We start from the raw sequence: 18,211 nt of genomic DNA, 5'->3' as shown, positions 1-18,211 counted from the left end.
AGTGTTCCGGCTGGCGACCGTTTTGGGGCCGAAACGGAGAAATACGTGACCCACTAGGACTATGTTGCTGGGCCGAGTCCGACTGGCTCCAAGCCGGATCCTGGGCGACTCCTAGGAATGCTGAGCGGGGATCGGGTCGATAAACAGGCATGGAGGGGTCCCGGGTCCGGTCCCGGGTTGAACCGCACGTAGATCAGGACGAAGGTCCCGAAGACATTCGGTCTAGACCAGTGCGGAGACTGAAGAAGGCCCGGAGAAATGCAGAAACCCGGACCGCTGTGCGGTCCGGGTCGAGACAGATTTCTCTGCTGCGTTCTATGTGCGCCTCCGGCAGGATTCGAACCTGCGGCACCTGGTACCGGAAACCAGTGCTCTATCCCCTGAGCTACGGAGGCATTACGCCAAGCGGCGCGTGGCGAAACCTTACAGGTCTCCCTGGCCGTCTTGCCAAACGGGGCTGGGTTCGGCCTGTCCGTGCATCGATATCGGGCTCCGCTCTTCCAGCAGTCGATATCGGTGTCAGCCCGAGGCTTCCGCGCCGATAGGCTGGGCAGGTGACCCCAGAACAACTCTCCCAAGCGATCGTCACCGCCCTCACCACCCTGGTGGAGGAGGGGGCCCTGACGCTGCCCGACGGCGTCCCTACCTCGGTCACGGTAGAGCGTCCCCGCCAGAAGGGGCATGGCGACTACGCCACCAACGTGGCGATGCAGCTGGCTAAGAAGGCCGGTACGAATCCGCGTGCCTTCGCTGAGCTGCTTGCTGGCGCGCTGACGCAGGCGGACGGCATCGCTGCCGCAGAGGTGGCAGGCCCGGGCTTCCTCAACATCAGTGTTGAGGCAGGCGCCCAGGGGGAGATCGCCGCGCAGGTGTTGACCGCCGACGCTGCCTACGGCCACAACCAGGCGCTTGCCGGGCAGAAGATCAACGTCGAGTTCATCTCGGCCAATCCGACCGGCCCGCTGCACCTGGGTCACACCCGCTGGGCAGTGCTGGGCGACGCCATCGGCCGGGTGCTCACGGCAGCGGGTGCCGAGGTCACCCGCGAGTTCTACATCAACGACCGCGGCGTGCAGATGAACCACTTCGCTGACTCGATCATCGCCTCCGCGCTCGGTGAACCGAAGCCCGAGGACGGCTACGCCGGTGGCTACATCGACGACCTGGCGACCGCCGTCGAGGCAGCGCAGCCGGGCATCTTCGCGCTGCCGGCCGACGAGCGTCGCGCCGCGGTGCGGGCCAAGGGCTACGAGATTCAGCTCAAGGAGCAGCAGGAACAGCTCGACTCCTTCAACACCCACTTCGACGTCTGGTTCTCCGAGCTCTCCCTGCACGAGTCGGGATCGGTGCCGGAGACGCTGGCGCGGCTCAAGGAGCTGGGCCACGTCTACGAGGAGGGTGGCGCACTGTGGATGCGGACCACCGACTTCGGCGACGACAAGGACCGGGTGCTGATCAAGTCCGATGGCGAGCTGACCTACTTCGCCTCCGACACCGCCTACTACCTGAACAAGCGGTCCCGCGGCTTCGACAACTGCATCTACCTCCTCGGTGCCGACCACCACGGCTACGTGGGCCGGCTCAAGGCGATGGCTGCCTGCGTCGGCGACGACCCCGCGAAGACGCTCGACGTGCTGATCGGCCAGCTGGTCAAGATCCTGCGCGACGGCGAGGAGCTCAAGCTCTCGAAGCGTGCCGGCACCATCGTCACCCTCAACGAGCTGGCCGATGAGATCGGCGTCGACGCCCTGCGCTACTCGCTGGCCCGTTACCCGGCGGACTCGCCGCTGGTGCTCGACGTCGCCGAGATCACCAAGGCCTCGGCCGACAACCCGGTCTACTACGTGCAGTACGGCCACGCCCGTACCTGCCGGATGATGGAGAACGCCCGTGGCCTCGCCATGCCCTCGGTCGAAGAGGCGCTCGCCGGCTTCGACCCGGCGCTCCTCGCCCACGAGCTCGAAGGCGACCTGTTGCGCAGCCTGGCCGAGTTCCCGCGGGTGGTGACGGCAGCTGCTGAGTTGCGCGAGCCGCACCGGATCGCGCGCTACCTGGAGGACACCACCGCGGTCTTCAACAAGTGGTACGACACCAAGGAGTGCCGGATGCTGCCGCAGGGCGACGAGCCCGCGGGGCCGGTCAATGCGGCCCGGCTGGTGCTGGCCGCTGCGGTCCGGACCGTGCTGGCCAACGGCCTCGACCTGCTCGGCGTCTCCGCGCCCGAGCGGATGTAAGGGGATCTGATGCGTGCACACGAAGCTGGTTGGGCGCATGCCCCCGGCGCGCTCCGCGGCCCGGCCTGGCTGCGCGAGCCCGAAGACACCAACGCTCTGGTCCCGATCCTGTGGTCCCAGACCGCCGCGAAGACCGACGGCGTGCTCAGCGTCGGCGGCGTCGCCTTGCCGGATCTCGTGGCAGAGCACGGGTCTGCGGCCTACGTGATGGACGAGGCCGACTTCCGGGCTCGTGCCGAGGCGTTCCGCGATGCCTTCCACGACTTCGACGTCTACTACGCCGGCAAGTCGTTCCTGTGCACCACCGTCGCCGGGTGGATCGCGGAGACCGGACTCCACCTCGACGTCTGCTCGGACGGCGAGTTGACCGTTGCGCTGCGCGCCGGCTTCGACCCGGCTCGGTTGGGCTACCACGGCAACAACAAGTCGCGCGCCGAACTGGTCCGAGCGGTCGAGTTGGGGGTCGGCCGGATCGTCGTCGACTCGTTCCACGAGATCGAGCGGCTCGCCGAGATCACCGCGACGCTCGGTACCACCGCCCGGGTGATGATCCGGGTCACGGCCGGCGTCGAAGCGCACACCCACGAGTTCATCGCGACCGCGCACGAGGACCAGAAGTTCGGCTTCTCGATCACCGCCGGCGACGCCTTGGAGGCGGCCCGCCGGGTGCTCGCCGAGCCGGGTCTCAAGCTCGAGGGACTGCACTCGCACATCGGCAGCCAGATCTTCGACACCTCCGGCTTCGAGGTCGCCGCCCGGCGAGTACTCGCCCTGCACGCCGAGGTGGCTGCCGAGCTCGGCCACACGATGCCGGAGATGGATCTCGGCGGCGGCTTCGGCATCGCCTACACCACCCAGGACGACCCCTCGACCCCGGCGGATCTCGCAGCCGGGATGCGTGCGGTGATCGCCCACGAGTGCGCCAGCCTCGGCATCACCGCCCCGCGGCTCTCGATCGAGCCCGGCCGCGCCATCGTCGGCCCGAGCATGTGCACCGTTTACACCGTGGGCACTGTCAAGGAGGTCGCGCTCGACGGCGGCGCCCGCCGGACCTACGTATCGGTCGACGGCGGGATGAGCGACAACATCCGCACCGCGCTCTACGACGCCGACTACTCGGCGACGTTGGCCTCGCGCAGTTCGGCGGCTCCGGCGGTCCTGGCCCGGGTGGTGGGCAAGCACTGCGAAGCCGGCGACATCGTGGTCAAAGACGAGTTCCTGCCGGGTGACATCGCCCCCGGTGACCTCCTGGCCGTGCCTGGTACCGGCGCCTACTGCCGGTCGATGGCCTCCAACTACAACCATGCCCTGCGGCCGCCCGTGATTGCGGTCCGCGACGGCGTCGCGCGAGTGATCGTGCGCCGCGAGACGATCGACGACCTGCTGGCAACCGATGTCGGTGCCACGCTAGAGGGAGCTGCACGATGAGTGAGGGTGACAAGGTACTGCGGGTAGCAGTACTCGGCTGTGGATCGGTGGGCTCCCAGGTGGTGCGCCTGCTGACCGAGCAGTCCGCCGACCTGGCCGCGCGCGCCGGTGCCCGCTTGGAACTGGCCGGGGTCGCGGTCCGCCGCCTCGACGCTGAGCGCGAGGTGGAGGTCCCCGAGCACCTGCTGACGACCGACGCACACGGGCTCGTCTCGCGCGGCGACATCGACCTCGTGGTCGAGGTGATCGGCGGCATCGAGCCCGCCCGCGGCCTGATCCTTGCGGCGCTGGAGAACGGCGCCTCGGTGGTCAGCGCGAACAAGGCGCTCCTCGCCGAGGACGGCCCGACTCTCTTCGAAGCGGCTGAGAAGGCGAACCGTGACCTCTACTACGAGGCGGCGGTCGCCGGCGCGATTCCGATCCTGCGCCCGCTGCGCGAGTCGTTGACCGGTGACAAGGTGACCCGGGTGCTCGGCATCGTCAACGGCACCACGAACTTCATCCTCGACAAGATGCACACCTCGGGCGCCGGCTTCGCCGAGGCGCTGGAGGAGGCCCAGCAGCTGGGCTACGCCGAGGCCGACCCGACCGCCGACGTCGAAGGCTTCGACGCTGCGGCCAAGGCCGCGATCCTGGCCAGCTTGGCCTTCCACACCCGGGTCACCGCGGGCGATGTGCACCGGGAGGGGATCTCCGAGGTCACCGCCGCGGACGTCGCCTCGGCGCGGGAGATGCGCTCCGTGGTCAAGCTGCTGGCCATCTGCGAGCTGCGCGACGGCGCGGTCTCGGCCCGGGTACACCCGGCGATGATCCCCGACAGCCACCCGCTGGCGTCGGTCCGTGAGGCCTACAACGCGGTCTTCGTCGAGTCCGAGGCCGCTGGCCAGCTGATGTTCTACGGCCCCGGTGCCGGCGGTTCGCCGACCGCCTCCGCGGTCCTCGGCGACCTGGTCACGGCGGCGCGCAACATGCTCTCCGGCAGCCGCGGTGCGGGCGAGTCGGCCTACGCCGCCCTCGACGTGCTGCCGATGGGGGAGACGGTCACCCGCTACCACGTGGGCATCGACGTTCAGGACCGGGCCGGCGTGCTGGCCACGGTGGCAGCGGCGTTCGCCGAGCATGGCGTCTCGATCCAGACCGTGCGCCAGGAAGGCCGCGGCGACGACGCCCAGTTGGTCGTCGTCTCGCACCGGGCTACCGACGCCCAACTGTCGGCGACCGTTGAACATCTGCGCGACATGGACATCGTGCGCGAGGTCACCTCGGTGATGCGCGTGGAAGGAGAGAACGACTGATGGCACACCAGTGGAGAGGCGTCATCGAGGAGTACCGCGAACTGCTGGACATTCCGGCAGACACTCCCGCGGTCACGCTCGGTGAGGGTGGTACGCCGCTGGTGGAGTCGCGCTGGCTCTCCGGTCTGACCGGTGGCCAGGTCTGGCTGAAGGTGGAAGGCAACAACCCGACCGGCTCGTTCAAGGACCGCGGGATGACGGCGGCCCTATCGGTCGCCGTCCACGAGGGCGCGAAGGCCGTCGTCTGCGCCTCGACCGGCAACACGTCGGCCTCGATGGCCGCCTACGCCGCGAAGGCCCAGATCAAGCCGCTGGTGCTGGTTCCCGAAGGCAAGATCTCGGCCGGCAAGATGGCACAGGCGATCATGCACGGCGCCCAGATCATCATGGTCCGCGGCAACTTCGACGACTGCCTGCGGCTCTCGCGCGGCCTCGCCGAGAAGTACCCGGTGGCGCTGGTGAACTCGGTCAACCCGATCCGTCTGGAAGGGCAGAAGACCGCTAGCTTCGAGATCGTCGACCGTCTCGGTGATGCTCCCGACTACCACCTGCTTCCGGTCGGCAACGCCGGCAACATCTCGGCCTACTGGCTGGGTTACAAGCAGTACGCCGAGCTGGGCCGTTCCACCAAGCTCCCGGTGATGCGCGCGTTCCAGGCCGAGGGCGCCGCTCCGTTGGTGCTGGGTCACCCGGTCACCGATCCGGAGACCAAGGCAACCGCGATCCGGATCGGCAACCCCGCCTCGTGGAAGCTGGCCGAGGCTGCCGCCTCGGAGTCGGGTGGCCGCTTCGCTGCACTCTCCGACGACGCCATCCTCGTCGCCCAGCGTGGCCTGGCCGCCAACGACGGCGTCTTCGTCGAGCCCGCCTCGGCGGTCGGCGTCGCCGGGATGTTGGCCGAGCTGGAGCAGGGTGAGAGCTACGCCGGTAAGACCGTCGTGGTCACCGTGACCGGCCACGGCCTCAAGGACACCGTGACCGCGCTGGAAGGCTTCGGCGATGTCACCGAGACCGTCGTCGACGCTGAGGTGGATGCGGCCGCCGAGGCCGCTGGTCTGCGCTGATGACGCGGTTCGTTCCGGGGCCGGTACGGGTCACCGTGCCGGCCACCTCGGCCAACCTCGGCCCCGGCTTCGACACCCTGGGCCTGGCGCTCGATCTGCGTGACGAGCTCGAGGCCGAGATCTGTGGCGACTCCTTGCAGGTCTCGGTGAGCGGCGCCGGCGCCGGCGAGGTTCCGCTCGACGAGTCGCACCTCGTGGTGCGGTCGATGCGTGCCGCGTTCGCCGCGATGCACGTGGACCCGCAGGGTCTGCGGCTGCACTGCCATAACCGGGTGCCCCACGCCCGGGGGCTCGGCTCGTCGTCGGCTGCGATCGTCGGCGGCATCTGTCTGGCCCGCGCCCTGGTCGCCGGCGGCACGTTGCTGCTCGACGACGAGGGCGCGTTGCAGTTGGCCGGCGAGATGGAGGGACATCCCGACAACGTGGCGCCCGCCCTGCTCGGTGGGTTCGTGATCTCCGGCTCGGACGGCGACCGCTACTGGGCCACCCGGGCCTCGGTCGACCCGCGGATCTCCGCCGTCGTCTTCATCCCGCCGACGCCCGTCGCGACGGACGTCGCCCGTGGCCTTCTCCCCGAAGCGGTCCCGCACCGTGACGCCGCTGCGAACGCCGGCCGCGCCGCCCTCCTGGTGGCGAGTCTGGCAAGCGCTCCCGAGCGGCTGTTGTTGGCCACCGAGGACCGACTGCACCAGGACTACCGGGAGCCGGCAATGCCCGAATCCCTAGCCCTGGTTCGCGATCTGCGCGCCGACGGCCACGCCGCGGTGATCTCCGGGGCGGGACCGACGGTGCTCGTCTTCGGAGACGGACCGGCGTTGCTGGGACGATGCCCCGAGGGGTGGGTGGCCCACCACTTGGCGATCGACACCGCCGGAGTTCGTGTGATCGGCTGACCCGCTCAGGTGCGGTGTTAGTCTTGCTGGGCGTTCAGCTCCAGTCTGCACGCCGGTGCGCTCCAGGGGGCCTCTCGACGAGGTCACAGGGCGGCGCCTTCCTCATCTCGTCCCCGACTCTGCGGGCTGCACGAAGAAAAAAGGGATCAACTCGTGACCGATGGACCACAGGCCGACCTCGCCAACTCCGCTCCTGCCGGAGCGAAGGAACCGAAGAAGCGTGCCGGAGGGCTGAACGGCCTGCTGCTGGCCGATCTGAAGGCGATGGCGGCCGGCCTCGGCATTCCGGGCAGCGCTAGTATGAAGAAGGCGCAGCTGGTCGAGGCGATCCGTGGCGCGGGAACCCCGGTTGAGAAGAGCGTACGCAAGACCGCGGCGAAGAAGGCGGCTGCGTCGGCTCCCGAGGCCGGCGCCCCTCAGGCGGCGGCCGAGGCGTCGGCACGGCCCGCGCAGCAGGCCGCTGAGCCCGAGCAGAAGTCGGCCGAGCAGCCGCGTGAGCGCGCGCAGGGCGAGCACGACAGCGCTGAGCAGCCCGCACTGATCGAGGTCACCCAGCGTCGTCGTCAGCGGGGTAAGAAGAAGGACCAGGACGGCGAGGCCCCTGCCGCCGAGTCGAGTGAGGCCCCGGCCGAGGCGCGGAGCGAAGCGCCGGCGCGAGAGAACGCTCAGCGCGACAACAGCCAGCGGGACAACGGCCCGCGCGATGCTGGTCAGCGGGAGAACGGCCGAGGGCAGCGTAGCGAGCAGGGCCAGCAGAACCAGCGCGGTGAGGCCAAGCAGGACCAGAACCAGCGGGGTGAGGCCAAGCAGCAGAACAAGCAGGAGCAGAACCGCCGCGGCCAGCAGAACCAGCAGAACCAGCAGAACCAGCAGAACCAGCAGAACCAGGCCGACCATGCCGACGCGGACCGTGGCGACGAAGGTGAGGGCACCGGACGGAACCGCCGTCGCCGGGGCCGTGACCGCGACCGCACAACGGGCCGTCAGCGCAACGAGCCGGACACCACGATCCTCGAGGACGACGTCCTGGTGCCCGCCGCAGGCATCTTGGATGTTCTCGACAACTACGCCTTCGTGCGGACCACCGGGTACCTACCGGGCGCCGAGGACGTCTACCTGTCACTGTCGATGGTGCGTAAGTTCGGCCTGCGCCGCGGCGACGCCGTGGTGGGTCAGGTCCGCCAGCCCCGCGAAGGGGAGCGGCGGGAGAAGTTCAACCCGATGGTCCGCCTGGACGCCGTCAACGGTGCCGACCCGGATCTGGCGAAGGAGCGTCCGGAGTTCGCCGAGCTGACGCCGGTCCATCCCGACGAGCGACTGCGACTCGAGACCGACGCCCGCAACGTCGCAGGCCGGATGATCGACCTGGTCGCCCCGGTCGGCAAGGGCCAGCGCGGCCTCGTCGTCGCCCCGGCACGGAGCGGCAAGACGACTCTCCTGCAGTCGATCGCCGACTCGGTGGCGACCAATCACCCGGAGTGTCACCTGATGGTGGTGCTGGTCGAGGAGCGCCCCGAAGAGGTCACCGACTTCCAGCGCTCGGTCAAGGGCGAGGTGGTCGCTTCGACCTTCGACCTGCCCGCACACGACCACATCGCGGTCGCGGAGTTGGCCCTGGAACGGGCCAAGCGGCTCGTCGAGCTGGGCCACGACGTCGTGGTTCTCCTGGACGGCGTTACTCGGCTGGCTCGGGCCTACAACCTGGCCGCGCCCGCCGGTGGTCGGATCCTGGCCGGTGGACTCGACGTCTCCGCGCTGAACCCGCCCAAGCGGCTCTTCGGTGCGGCGCGCAATGTCGAGCACGGCGGATCGCTGACCATCCTGGCCACGGCCAGTGTCGATTCGGTCGCCGAGGCGGACGCGGTGATCCTGGACGAGTTCGAGGGCACCGCCAACCTTGAGCTGCGGCTCCGGCGTGACCTTGCCGAAGCCGGCCAACACCCGGCAATCGATGTCCAGGCCTCCGGCACCCGGCGCGAGGACCTGCTGCTCAGCCCGGAGGAGGCCGCCGCGCTCGCCGCGCTGCGCGCAAAACTCGCCAGTGCCGACCCGGCAACCGCCGGAGCCGAGTTGGCCGGCCTGGTCCGCAGTTCGCAGAGCAATGTCCAGCTGCTGCAGGGTGTCAGCCGTAGCTGACCCCGATTGGCCCTGGGCTTGCCCGGGGTGGCAGAATCAAGAGGTTGGTTCCGGTTCCCGTGCCCGATCCGTGCGCACGACCCGGCGGCCCTAAATAAGGAGAGAAACGTGCAGAAGGACATTCACCCCGAATACGTCGAGACCCAGGTCAGCTGCACCTGCGGTAACACGTTCACCACCCGCAGCACGGCTACGTCCGGCGTGATCAAGGCCGAGACCTGCTCGAACTGCCACCCGTTCTACACCGGTAAGCAGCGCATCCTCGACACCGGTGGCCGCGTGGCCCGCTTCGAGGCCCGCTACGCCAAGAAGGCTGCCAAGTAGCAACGCTGTGACGCCGGTCCCCGTCCTTGTGACGGGTGACCGGCGTCCTGCATTTGGGTCGTCGTCGCTGACGCCCCGACATCCGGTCAGCCCAGGCAAGGAGAGCCATGTTCGAGGCAGTTGAAGGACTCGCGGACGAGCACCGTGAACTCGAGCAGCGCTTGGCCGCGCCCGAAACCCATGCCGATCAACGGCTGGCCAAGAAGCTCAACCAGCGTTACTCCGAGCTTTCCGCGATCGTGCGGACCTGGCAGGAGTACCTCACCTTGGGCGACGATATCGAGGCAGCACGAGAGTTGGCCTCGGACGACCCCGACTTCGCTGCCGAGGCGGTCAGCCTGGAAGTCCGCCGCGACGAGACCGCTGAGCGGCTGCGGCGTCTGCTGGTCCCGCGCGACCCCAGCGACGCCAAGGATGCGCTGCTCGAGGTCAAGTCCGGCGAAGGTGGGGAGGAGTCGGCGCTCTTCGCCGGCGATCTGCTGCGGATGTACACCCGATTCGCCGAGCGCCGTGGGTGGAAGGTGGAGATCCTCGACTCCACCGCCTCCGATCTGGGCGGCTACAAATCGGTCACCGTGGCGGTGAAGGCCAAGGGGACGCCGGAGCCGGGTGAGGCCCCGTTCGCGCTGCTGAAGTTCGAAGGCGGCGTGCACCGGGTCCAGCGGGTGCCGGTCACCGAGTCGCAAGGGCGCGTCCACACCTCGGCGGCCGGCGTCCTGGTGATGCCGGAGGCCGAACAGGTCGACGTCTCCATCGACGAGAACGATCTGCGGATCGACGTCTTCCGTTCCAGCGGCCCCGGTGGTCAGAGCGTGAACACCACGGACTCTGCGGTCCGGATCACCCACGTGCCGACCGGCATCGTGGTCAGCTGCCAGAACGAGAAGTCGCAGTTGCAGAACAAGGAACAGGCGATGCGGATCCTGCGCGCCCGGCTGCTGGCCGCGGCCGAGGAGGCCGCGGACGCCGAGGCCAGCGAGGCCCGTCGTTCCCAGGTCCGTACGGTCGACCGCTCGGAGCGGGTCCGTACCTACAACTATCCGGAGAACCGGATCTCCGACCACCGCACGGGTTACAAGGCCTACAACCTCGATGCGGTCCTCGACGGCGAGCTGCAGCCGGTGATCGACTCGCTGGTCGGCGCCGACCTGGCCGCCCGCTTGGAGACCCTGGAGTCGTGAACCAGGCGCTCCTCCGTGAAGCTGCGGCAACCTTGGCCGCAGCAGACGTCGCCTCGCCGCGCCGCGATGCCGAGCTCCTTCTCGCCCACGTGCTGGGTGTCGACCTCGGTCGGCTGATCCTGGCCGACGACGTCGACGAGCAGCAGCGTGCCGAGTTCACCGCTCTGGTGGCCCGCCGCGCCGCCCGTGAGCCGCTGCAGCACCTGACCGGTGTGGCCTGGTTCCGCCACGTCGAGCTCGCGGTCGGCCCGGGTGTCTTCGTGCCGCGTCCGGAGACCGAGCTGTTGGCCGGCTGGGCGATCGAACGGGCCCGCGAGGCGCTCGCTGTTCGTGGCCGGGCGGTGGTCGTCGACCTCTGTACCGGCTCCGGAGCCATCGCCAAGTCGATCGCCGATGAGGTCCCGGACGCCGAGATCTTCGCCGTCGAGCTCGATCCTGCCGCCCACCGGTGGGCCGAACGGAACCTCCTCGGTACCGGGGTGGTGCTCCGTCACGGCGACATGGCAGACGCGTTCACCGACCTGGACGGCACCGTCGACGTGGTGGCCTGCAACCCGCCGTACATCCCGTTGGAGGCTTGGGAGAGCGTCGCTACCGAGGCCCGCGACCATGACCCGCACCTGGCCCTCTTCTCCGGCGACGACGGCCTGGTGGCGATGCGGGTTCTGGAGCAGCGCGCAGCGGCCCTGCTCCGCGCGGACGGCTGGGTCGGTGCCGAGCATGCCGACGTACAGGGCGAGAGTGCGCCGGGTGTCTTCAGCCGAACCGGGCGCTGGCGCGAGGTCCGTGACCACGCCGATCTTGCCGGGCGGGCACGTTTTCTGACTGCGAGACTGGGAGGATGAGCATCGTGAAGCTCTCCACGGCACAACCCGACGACCTGGACGCCGCGATCACCACTGCTACGGGTGTGATCCGGCGCGGTGAACTGGTGGTCATGCCCACCGACACGGTCTACGGGATCGCCGCCGATGCGTTCAATCCGGAGGCGGTCGAGGCGCTGTTGGCCGCGAAGGGCCGTGGACGCGAGATGCCACCCCCGGTGCTGGTCGCCGCCGCTGCCACGCTCTCGGCGCTGGCGACCGACGTCCCGGACTGGGCCCGAGCCCTCGTGGAGGAGTTCTGGCCGGGACCGTTGACCCTGGTCTGTCACCAGCAGCCGTCCCTGCGCTGGGACCTGGGGGAGACCCGGGGCACCGTCGCCGTCCGGATGCCCGACGACGAGGTGGCGCTGGCGCTCATCGACCGGACGGGACCACTCGCGGTCAGCTCGGCGAACTCGACCGGCCAGCCGGCAGCCACCGACGCCGATCGGGCCGAGCAGATGCTGGGGGAGTCGGTCGCGGTCTACCTGGACGCCGGCCCCACCGCCGGTGCTGAACCGTCCACGATCATCGACGTCACCGGCGACGCTCCCCGGGTGCTTCGCCAGGGCGCGCTGCCGATCGAGGAGATCAACCGGGTCCTGGCCCCCTTCGAGGTCCGTGCCTGATGCGGGAGTACCTCCTGGTCTTCCTGGTCGCCGCTTCGGTGACCTACCTGCTGACGGTGATCGCCAGGGAGATCGCGCTGCGTACCAACGCCGTGGCGCAGGTACGTGATCGCGATGTGCACGTGGTCCCGATCCCGTACTTCGGGGGAGTGGCCCTCCTCGGTGGCCTCGTCGCCGCCTACTTCGTGGCCCGGCAACTGCCGTTCCTGTCCACCAGCGATCCCAACGTGATGCGGGACGCCGGAGTGGTGCTGGCGGCGGGCGGCTTCATCTGTCTTGTCGGCGTCCTGGACGACCTGTTCGAGCTGGACGCGTTGACCAAGATCGGCGGCCAGGTGATCGCCGCGGGCCTGTTGATCGCCTTCGGCGTGCAGTACCGGTTCTTCCCGGCACCCGGCGACGTCCAGGTCTCGCTGGACCAGTCGCAAGGTGCCCTGTTGACCGTGTTGATCGTGGTGACCACGATCAATGCGGTGAACTTCGTGGACGGGCTGGACGGTCTGGCCGCGGGTGTGGTCGGCGTGGGCGCCCTGGCCTTCTTCCTGTTCTGCTACCAGATCGCCAATCTGAACGACCAGACCCTGGCTGTCACCGGAGCGCTGCTCTGTGCCGCGCTCGGCGGCGCCTGCGCCGGCTTCCTGCCGCACAACTTCTATCCGGCGCGACTCTTCATGGGCGACTCCGGCTCGATGCTCCTGGGGCTGCTCCTCTCCGCGTCCGCACTGACCCTCAGCGGTCAGTTCGCGCCGCAGGAGGTGAGCCAGGGTGGTGCCGGGACCGAGTCCAGCCTGCTGCCGACCCTGTTGCCGATCATCGTGCCGCTCTCGATCCTGATCGTGCCGTTGGCCGACCTGGTGCTGGCCGTGATCCGGCGTACCAGGCGGGGTCAGCGCTTCTACCAGCCCGACAAGCAACACTTGCACCACCGGATGCTGGAGATCGGCCACAGTCACCGGCGCGCGGTTCTGATCATCTGGCTCTGGGCCGCGCTGATCGGCTTCGGCACGGTGCTGGCCTCGCTCTATGCGAGCCCGGCCGTCGCCGCATTGATCGGGCTCTGGTTCCTGCTTACCGTGGTGTTGACCTTCGTGGTGCCGAAGTTGAGCGGAATCGACCCGGTCTGATCGGGCTGAACCCACCCCGGTTGGAGCCGTTAGGTGAGCTTGTGCTAATTTTCACAAGCGCCCCGAGTTCGCTCGCGGCACCGAATCCGCCCTCCACCAGAACGGCCGCCATGATGACGACCGCGACGCAGAAGCCCGTAACTACGGGCCGTCGCGCGTTGTTCGCCGCGGCCGGTGCGGGAGCGTTGATCGGCCTGATCGCCGCCGTCGTCGGTGGCTTTGTGGCTGGCAGCGATGCCGCCTGGGGGGCTGTCGTCGGCACCCTGATGGTGCTGGTCGTCTTCGGTGGTGGGGCGCTGCTGGTCGATCTGGTGGCCGGCGTGCTGCCGCAGGCTTCGTTGCTGATCGCCCTGCTCACCTACGTGCTGCAGGTGGTCGTGATGGCGCTGATCTTCCTTGCTCTCAGCCGCGGTGGCGCCCTCGACGACGCCCTCGACCGACGGTGGCTGGGTGGGGCCGTGATCGCCGGGACCTTTGCTTGGTTGGTCTCTCAGATCGTGGTTTCCACGCGGCTGCGCCTGCCGGCGTACGAACTCACCGAACCGGGTGCGCGATGACCGCCCGCGACTGCTATTCTGCGGTGCGCGATGGCACACCAGAATCCCTCGTCTGCGAATCCAGGCGACCACAACGACGGCCCCAAGGGCGACCCTTGGCACGCTTTCGGCTACATGGTCTCCGGAGTCTTCGTCTACGGGCTAGCGGGTTGGGCCCTCGATCAGTGGCTGGGAACGACGTTCCTGGTGGCGATCGGGATCCTGCTCGGTGCAGGGTTCGGCCTCTATATGACCTGGTCCAGATTCAACCGGCCATCCGCAAACTAAGACTTGCCGCAGTGCAACTGACACAGGAGACACCGTGAGTTCGATCGCGACGTCCGTGACGCGTGCCGAGGGCTTCCAGGCCCCGGGCCCTGGAGACTTCAACCTCCCGCCGATCGGTCCGGACAAGACGTTTGAGTTCCTCGGCCAGGAGATGTACCTCGGCGTTACCAAGCCGATGCTCCAGCTGGTTCTCGTAGCCGGCGTCGTATTCGTCTTCTTCTGGGCCGCCTCGCGCAAGCGGGCCATGGTTCCGAGCCGCCTGCAGTACGTGGGCGAGCAGGGCTACGGCTTCGTGCGCAACGGCATGGCGCGGGACCTGATCGGCAGCAAGGACTTCTTGCCCTTCGTGCCGTACCTGTTCTCGCTCTTCTTCTTCATCCTGCTGAACAACCTGCTGGGCGTCATTCCGTTCTTCCAGTTCCCGACCATGTCGCGGATCGGGTTCGTCTACGCCCTCGCTCTGATCAGCTGGCTGGTCTACATCGGCGTCGGTATCAAGAAGCACGGCTTCCTTGCCTGGCTGAAGCTGATGTGTGTCCCCAGTGGCGTCAGCCCCGCGATGTACCCGCTGCTGATCCCGCTCGAGTTCATGTCGAACATCATCGTTCGCCCGGTCACCCTGGCGCTCCGTCTGTTCTGCAACATGTTCGCCGGCCACATGCTGCTGATCCTCTTCGCCCTCGGTGGCGAGTACCTGATCATGGAGATGTCGCTCGCCTACGCGCCGGTCGGCATCGTGGCGTGGCTCCTCTTCGGGATCGTGACTGTGTTCGAGATCCTGGTCCAGGTCCTTCAGGCCTACGTCTTCGTGCTCCTGAACGCCATGTACATCCAGGGTTCGCTCGCTGACGAGCACTGAGCTCCAGACGCTTCACCTCCTCACCCCAAGTTTTCCAACAAGGAAATAACCGAAAGGAAACAGCCGTGCTTGCTATGGCTATCGAAGGCAACTTCAACATGATCGGCTACGGCCTTGCCGCGATCGGCCCCGGTGTCGGTATCGGTCTGATCTTCGCCGCTTACATCAACGGTGTCGCCCGTCAGCCGGAGGCCCAGAGCCGCCTGCAGACCATCGCCATCCTGGGCTTCGCGCTCGCTGAGGCACTCGCGATCATCGGTATCGCCCTCGCGTTCGTTCTCTGACCCAGCTGACGTAGGACCCGGAAGAAGGACCTGCCCATGCAGACTCTGACCATCAGTGCGGCGGGGGGCGAGCTCAACCCGCTCATCCCGCACCCGATCGAGATCATCCTTGGTCTCGTTATGTTCGCGATCCTGTTCTTCGCGGCCAAGAAGTTCATCGTGCCGAACTTCGAAGCCACCTTCGCCGAGCGCACCACGGCGATCGAAGGCGGACTCGCTGCTGCTGAGACGAAGCAGGCTGAGGCCGACGCCAAGCTCGCCGACCTCGAGGCTCAGCTGTCCGAGGCCCGGCACGAGGCTGCTCGCATCCGCGAGGAGGCACGCGAACAGGGTGCCGCGATCGTCGCCGAACTGCGTGCTCAGGGTCTGAGCGAGCAGGCCCGCATCGTCGAGGCGGGCAAGGCACAGATCGAGGCCGAGCGCCAGCAGGCGGTCACCTCGCTCCGTGCCGAGGTCGGCTCCTTGGCCACTGGTCTGGCCGGTCGTATCGTCGGTGAGAGCCTGGACGACGAGGCTCGCCAGAGCCGCGTGGTCGAGCGCTTCCTCGCCGAGCTGGAGACCAACCAGAGCGGAGTCAACTGATGCAGGTTCGTGGTGCTTCCGCAGATGCCCTGGCCGCCCTCACCGGTGAGCTCGAGGAGCGTCTGCAGGGTGGGACCGACTCCGCCCGAGTAGGTGGGGACCTCTTCGGAGTCTCCCAGCTGCTCCGCGGCGAGCCGGGCCTGCGTCGGATCGCCACGGACGCATCGCTTGAGGCCGGCGCCAAGCAGGACCTGGTTCGCCAGGTTCTGACGGGCAAGGTCGACCAGGTCGCTCTTGACCTGGTCGCCTCGGCTGTCGGTCGTCGTTGGACCGCCAGCCGCGACCTCGCCGACGCCGTCGAGCGTCTCAGCGAGGTGGCTGCGGTCCGGACCTCCGGCGATGACTCGTCCCGGCTCTCCGATGAGCTGTTCGAGGTCGAGCAGATCGTGGCTCAGAACCCTGAGCTGCGTGACGCTTTGGCCGACGCGAACCGCTCGACCGACGACAAGGCCGCATTGGTGCGCTCCCTCCTCGAGGGTAAGGCGCTCCCGGCCACCGTCACGCTGGTCCAGCAGTCGCTGGCCGGTACGTACCGCACCGTCGGTGCCGCCTTGCACAGCTACCAGAAGGTGGCTGCCGAGGTGGCCGGAAAGAGCGCGGCGACCGTTCGGGTCGCTCACGCCCTCTCCGCAGCCGACCGCCAGCGCCTGGCCGATGTGCTGAGCGCTCAGTACGGGCGGGCGATCCACCTCAACGTCGTGGTCGACCCCAGTGTCGTCGGCGGCGTACGCGTGGAGATCGGTGACGACGTCATCGATGGCACCGTCGCCGGGCGTCTCGATGACGCCCGTCGCAAGCTCGTCAGCTGATCAGCACAGAGAACAGAACTTCAACCTAAGGAAGAGAGATGACGGAGCTTTCCATCCGTCCGGAGGAGATCCGGGACGCCCTGCAGCGCTTCGTGTCCGAGTACCAGCCCACCAGCGCCAGCAAGGAAGAGGTCGGTACGGTCGCAGAGGCCGCCGACGGCATCGCCCGCGTGTCGGGTCTGCCCTCCGTCATGGCCAATGAGCTGCTCGAATTCGAGGACGGCACCCTCGGCCAGGCCCTGAACCTTGACACCCGCGAGGTCGGTGTCGTGGTTCTGGGTGACTTCGACAAGATCGAAGAAGGCCAGAAGGTCCGTCGTACCGGCACCATCCTGTCCGTGCCCGTCGGTGACGGTTACCTGGGTCGCGTCGTCGACCCGCTGGGTAGCCCGATCGACGGCCTGGGCGAGATCGAGTCCGTCGGTCGCCGCAACCTCGAGGTCCAGGCCCCGGGTGTTATGCAGCGCAAGTCGGTCCACGAGCCGCTGTCGACCGGTATCAAGGCGATTGACGCCCTGGTCCCCGTCGGCCGTGGTCAGCGTCAGCTGATCATCGGTGACCGTGCCACCGGCAAGACGACGATCGCGATCGACACGATCATCAACCAGAAGTCCAACTGGGAGAGCGGCGACCCGTCGAAGCAGGTTCGCTGCATCTACGTCGCCATCGGTCAGAAGGGTTCGACCATCGCCTCCGTGCGTGGCGCGCTCGAAGAGGCCGGCGCGCTGGAGTACACCACCATCGTGGCGTCCCCGGCCTCCGACTCGGCCGGCTTCAAGTACCTCGCTCCCTACACCGGTTCGGCCATCGGCCAGCACTGGATGTACGAGGGCAAGCACGTCCTGATCGTCTTCGATGACCTCACCAAGCAGGCTGAGGCCTACCGTGCGGTGTCGCTGCTGCTCCGTCGTCCGCCGGGCCGCGAGGCTTACCCGGGTGACGTCTTCTACCTGCACAGCCGCCTGCTCGAGCGTTGCGCGAAGCTGTCCGACGACATGGGCGCGGGCTCGATGACGGGTCTGCCGATCATCGAGACCAAGGCCAACGACGTCTCGGCCTTCATCCCGACCAACGTCATCTCGATCACCGACGGTCAGATCTTCCTGCAGTCCGACCTGTTCGCCGCCAACCAGCGTCCCGCCGTGGACGTCGGTGTCTCGGTGTCCCGCGTCGGTGGTGCCGCAATGACCAAGGCGCTCAAGAACGTCACGGGTTCGCTCAAGGTCGACCTGGCGCAGTTCCGCGCCATGCAGGCCTTCGCGATGTTCGCCTCCGACCTCGACGCCGCTTCGCGTCAGCAGCTCGCCCGCGGTGAGCGCCTGATGCAGCTGCTCAAGCAGCCGCAGTACAGCCCGTACGCGGTGGAGGACATGACGGTCTCGATGTACCTGGGCACCAGCGGCAAGCTGGACGTCGTCCCGGTCGCGGACATCCTGCGCTTCGAGTCGGAGTTCCTTGACTTCGTCAAGCGGAGCCACCCGGGCGTGCTGTCGGCCATCGCCGAGTCGCTCAAGTTCGAGGACTCGACCGAGCTGGCCGTCAACGCCGCCTACGACGAGTTCCTCAACCAGTTCGAGACCTCGGACGGTTCCTCGGTCAAGCCGGGTTCCGCCAAGGCTGAGGCGCTGGCTGACGAGGACGTCGAGCAGGAGCAGATCGTCAAGCAGAAGCGGGGCTGACCC

17 protein-coding genes and 1 tRNA gene are annotated in these 18,211 nt (G+C 68.0%); 17 read left to right on the top strand and 1 reads right to left on the bottom strand.

Annotated elements, in window-relative coordinates; genetic code table 11:
• Positions 1-322: 322 nt before the first annotated feature.
• Positions 323-395: transfer RNA gene (locus ACLM5J_RS16180), tRNA-Arg, on the bottom strand.
• Between the two features lie 159 nt (positions 396-554).
• Here ACLM5J_RS16180 and argS point away from each other — a divergent pair.
• From argS to atpA, 17 genes are all read left to right on the top strand, one after another.
• On the top strand, positions 555-2,234 hold the full coding sequence (argS, locus tag ACLM5J_RS16175) for an arginine--tRNA ligase (protein WP_413657504.1): 1,680 nt from the start codon (positions 555-557) through the stop codon (positions 2,232-2,234).
• Between the two features lie 6 nt (positions 2,235-2,240).
• Positions 2,241-3,662 (top strand): diaminopimelate decarboxylase, encoded by a 1,422-nt coding sequence (gene lysA / locus ACLM5J_RS16170; protein ID WP_413657560.1) that lies wholly within the window; start codon positions 2,241-2,243, stop codon positions 3,660-3,662.
• Positions 3,659-4,957 (top strand): homoserine dehydrogenase, encoded by a 1,299-nt coding sequence (locus ACLM5J_RS16165; RefSeq protein ID WP_413657503.1) that lies wholly within the window; start codon positions 3,659-3,661, stop codon positions 4,955-4,957. Before lysA ends, ACLM5J_RS16165 begins: the two co-directional genes overlap by 4 nt.
• A complete protein-coding gene (thrC, locus tag ACLM5J_RS16160) occupies positions 4,957-6,021 on the top strand; it encodes a threonine synthase (protein WP_413657502.1) in 1,065 nt (354 codons plus the stop codon). Before ACLM5J_RS16165 ends, thrC begins: the two co-directional genes overlap by 1 nt.
• The gene (gene thrB / locus ACLM5J_RS16155; protein ID WP_413657501.1) at positions 6,021-6,914 is read left to right on the top strand and encodes a homoserine kinase; all 894 of its coding nucleotides are present in this window, start codon (positions 6,021-6,023) and stop codon (positions 6,912-6,914) included. Before thrC ends, thrB begins: the two co-directional genes overlap by 1 nt.
• Before the next feature lie 153 nt (positions 6,915-7,067).
• Positions 7,068-9,050 carry a transcription termination factor Rho gene (gene rho, locus ACLM5J_RS16150; protein ID WP_413657500.1) on the top strand — a complete coding sequence of 661 codons (1,983 nt, stop codon included), beginning with the start codon at positions 7,068-7,070 and terminating at the stop codon, positions 9,048-9,050.
• Positions 9,051-9,158: 108 nt separating this feature from the next.
• On the top strand, positions 9,159-9,374 hold the full coding sequence (rpmE, locus tag ACLM5J_RS16145; RefSeq protein WP_413657499.1) for a 50S ribosomal protein L31: 216 nt from the start codon (positions 9,159-9,161) through the stop codon (positions 9,372-9,374).
• A gap of 107 nt (positions 9,375-9,481) precedes the next feature.
• The gene (gene prfA / locus ACLM5J_RS16140; RefSeq protein WP_413657497.1) at positions 9,482-10,555 is read left to right on the top strand and encodes a peptide chain release factor 1; all 1,074 of its coding nucleotides are present in this window, start codon (positions 9,482-9,484) and stop codon (positions 10,553-10,555) included.
• Positions 10,552-11,400 (top strand): peptide chain release factor N(5)-glutamine methyltransferase, encoded by an 849-nt coding sequence (gene prmC, locus ACLM5J_RS16135; protein WP_413657496.1) that lies wholly within the window; start codon positions 10,552-10,554, stop codon positions 11,398-11,400. Before prfA ends, prmC begins: the two co-directional genes overlap by 4 nt.
• Positions 11,397-12,047, top strand: a complete 651-nt coding sequence (locus ACLM5J_RS16130; protein ID WP_413657495.1) for an L-threonylcarbamoyladenylate synthase — start codon at positions 11,397-11,399, stop codon at positions 12,045-12,047. The genes prmC and ACLM5J_RS16130 overlap by 4 nt, the downstream gene beginning before the upstream one ends.
• Positions 12,047-13,171, top strand: a complete 1,125-nt coding sequence (locus ACLM5J_RS16125) for a glycosyltransferase family 4 protein (RefSeq protein WP_413657494.1) — start codon at positions 12,047-12,049, stop codon at positions 13,169-13,171. The genes ACLM5J_RS16130 and ACLM5J_RS16125 overlap by 1 nt, the downstream gene beginning before the upstream one ends.
• Positions 13,172-13,284: 113 nt before the next feature.
• Positions 13,285-13,728, top strand: coding sequence for a hypothetical protein (locus ACLM5J_RS16120; RefSeq protein WP_413657493.1), 444 nt, complete (start codon positions 13,285-13,287; stop codon positions 13,726-13,728).
• A 301-nt stretch (positions 13,729-14,029) separates the two neighbouring features.
• Entirely contained in the window at positions 14,030-14,854 is an 825-nt protein-coding gene (gene atpB, locus ACLM5J_RS16115) for a F0F1 ATP synthase subunit A (RefSeq protein WP_413657492.1), read from the top strand.
• A 74-nt stretch (positions 14,855-14,928) separates the two neighbouring features.
• Positions 14,929-15,138, top strand: a complete 210-nt coding sequence (atpE, locus tag ACLM5J_RS16110) for an ATP synthase F0 subunit C (protein ID WP_343990743.1) — start codon at positions 14,929-14,931, stop codon at positions 15,136-15,138.
• 36 nt (positions 15,139-15,174) lie between these two features.
• Positions 15,175-15,720: a F0F1 ATP synthase subunit B gene (locus ACLM5J_RS16105; RefSeq protein WP_413657491.1), complete on the top strand. Its 546-nt coding sequence runs from the start codon at positions 15,175-15,177 to the stop codon at positions 15,718-15,720.
• Complete coding sequence (locus tag ACLM5J_RS16100; RefSeq protein WP_413657490.1) at positions 15,720-16,529, top strand: F0F1 ATP synthase subunit delta; 810 nt, start codon at positions 15,720-15,722, stop codon at positions 16,527-16,529. Before ACLM5J_RS16105 ends, ACLM5J_RS16100 begins: the two co-directional genes overlap by 1 nt.
• 38 nt (positions 16,530-16,567) lie before the next feature.
• Positions 16,568-18,208, top strand: a complete 1,641-nt coding sequence (gene atpA, locus ACLM5J_RS16095; RefSeq protein ID WP_413657489.1) for a F0F1 ATP synthase subunit alpha — start codon at positions 16,568-16,570, stop codon at positions 18,206-18,208.
• The last annotated feature ends 3 nt before the right edge of the window (positions 18,209-18,211 follow it).

This window comes from Nocardioides sp. Bht2 (assembly GCF_047308515.1).
Taxonomy (GTDB): Bacteria; Actinomycetota; Actinomycetes; order Propionibacteriales; family Nocardioidaceae; genus Nocardioides.
This window is presented reverse-complemented; position numbering and strand designations above follow the sequence as displayed.

Bases quoted from the DNA above. Each gene is read 5' to 3' on its own strand.
- ACLM5J_RS16125 (WP_413657494.1), top strand. From the start codon at position 12,047: ATGCGGGAGTACCTCCTGGTCTTCCTGGTCGCCGCTTCGGTGACCTAC.
- atpA (WP_413657489.1), top strand. From the start codon at position 16,568: ATGACGGAGCTTTCCATCCGTCCGGAGGAGATCCGGGACGCCCTGCAG.
- ACLM5J_RS16165 (WP_413657503.1), top strand. From the start codon at position 3,659: ATGAGTGAGGGTGACAAGGTACTGCGGGTAGCAGTACTCGGCTGTGGA.
- ACLM5J_RS16105 (WP_413657491.1), top strand. From the start codon at position 15,175: ATGCAGACTCTGACCATCAGTGCGGCGGGGGGCGAGCTCAACCCGCTC.
- prfA (WP_413657497.1), top strand. From the start codon at position 9,482: ATGTTCGAGGCAGTTGAAGGACTCGCGGACGAGCACCGTGAACTCGAG.
- ACLM5J_RS16100 (WP_413657490.1), top strand. From the start codon at position 15,720: ATGCAGGTTCGTGGTGCTTCCGCAGATGCCCTGGCCGCCCTCACCGGT.
- thrC (WP_413657502.1), top strand. From the start codon at position 4,957: ATGGCACACCAGTGGAGAGGCGTCATCGAGGAGTACCGCGAACTGCTG.
- thrB (WP_413657501.1), top strand. From the start codon at position 6,021: ATGACGCGGTTCGTTCCGGGGCCGGTACGGGTCACCGTGCCGGCCACC.
- ACLM5J_RS16120 (WP_413657493.1), top strand. From the start codon at position 13,285: ATGACGACCGCGACGCAGAAGCCCGTAACTACGGGCCGTCGCGCGTTG.
- ACLM5J_RS16130 (WP_413657495.1), top strand. From the start codon at position 11,397: ATGAGCATCGTGAAGCTCTCCACGGCACAACCCGACGACCTGGACGCC.
- atpE (WP_343990743.1), top strand. From the start codon at position 14,929: ATGGCTATCGAAGGCAACTTCAACATGATCGGCTACGGCCTTGCCGCG.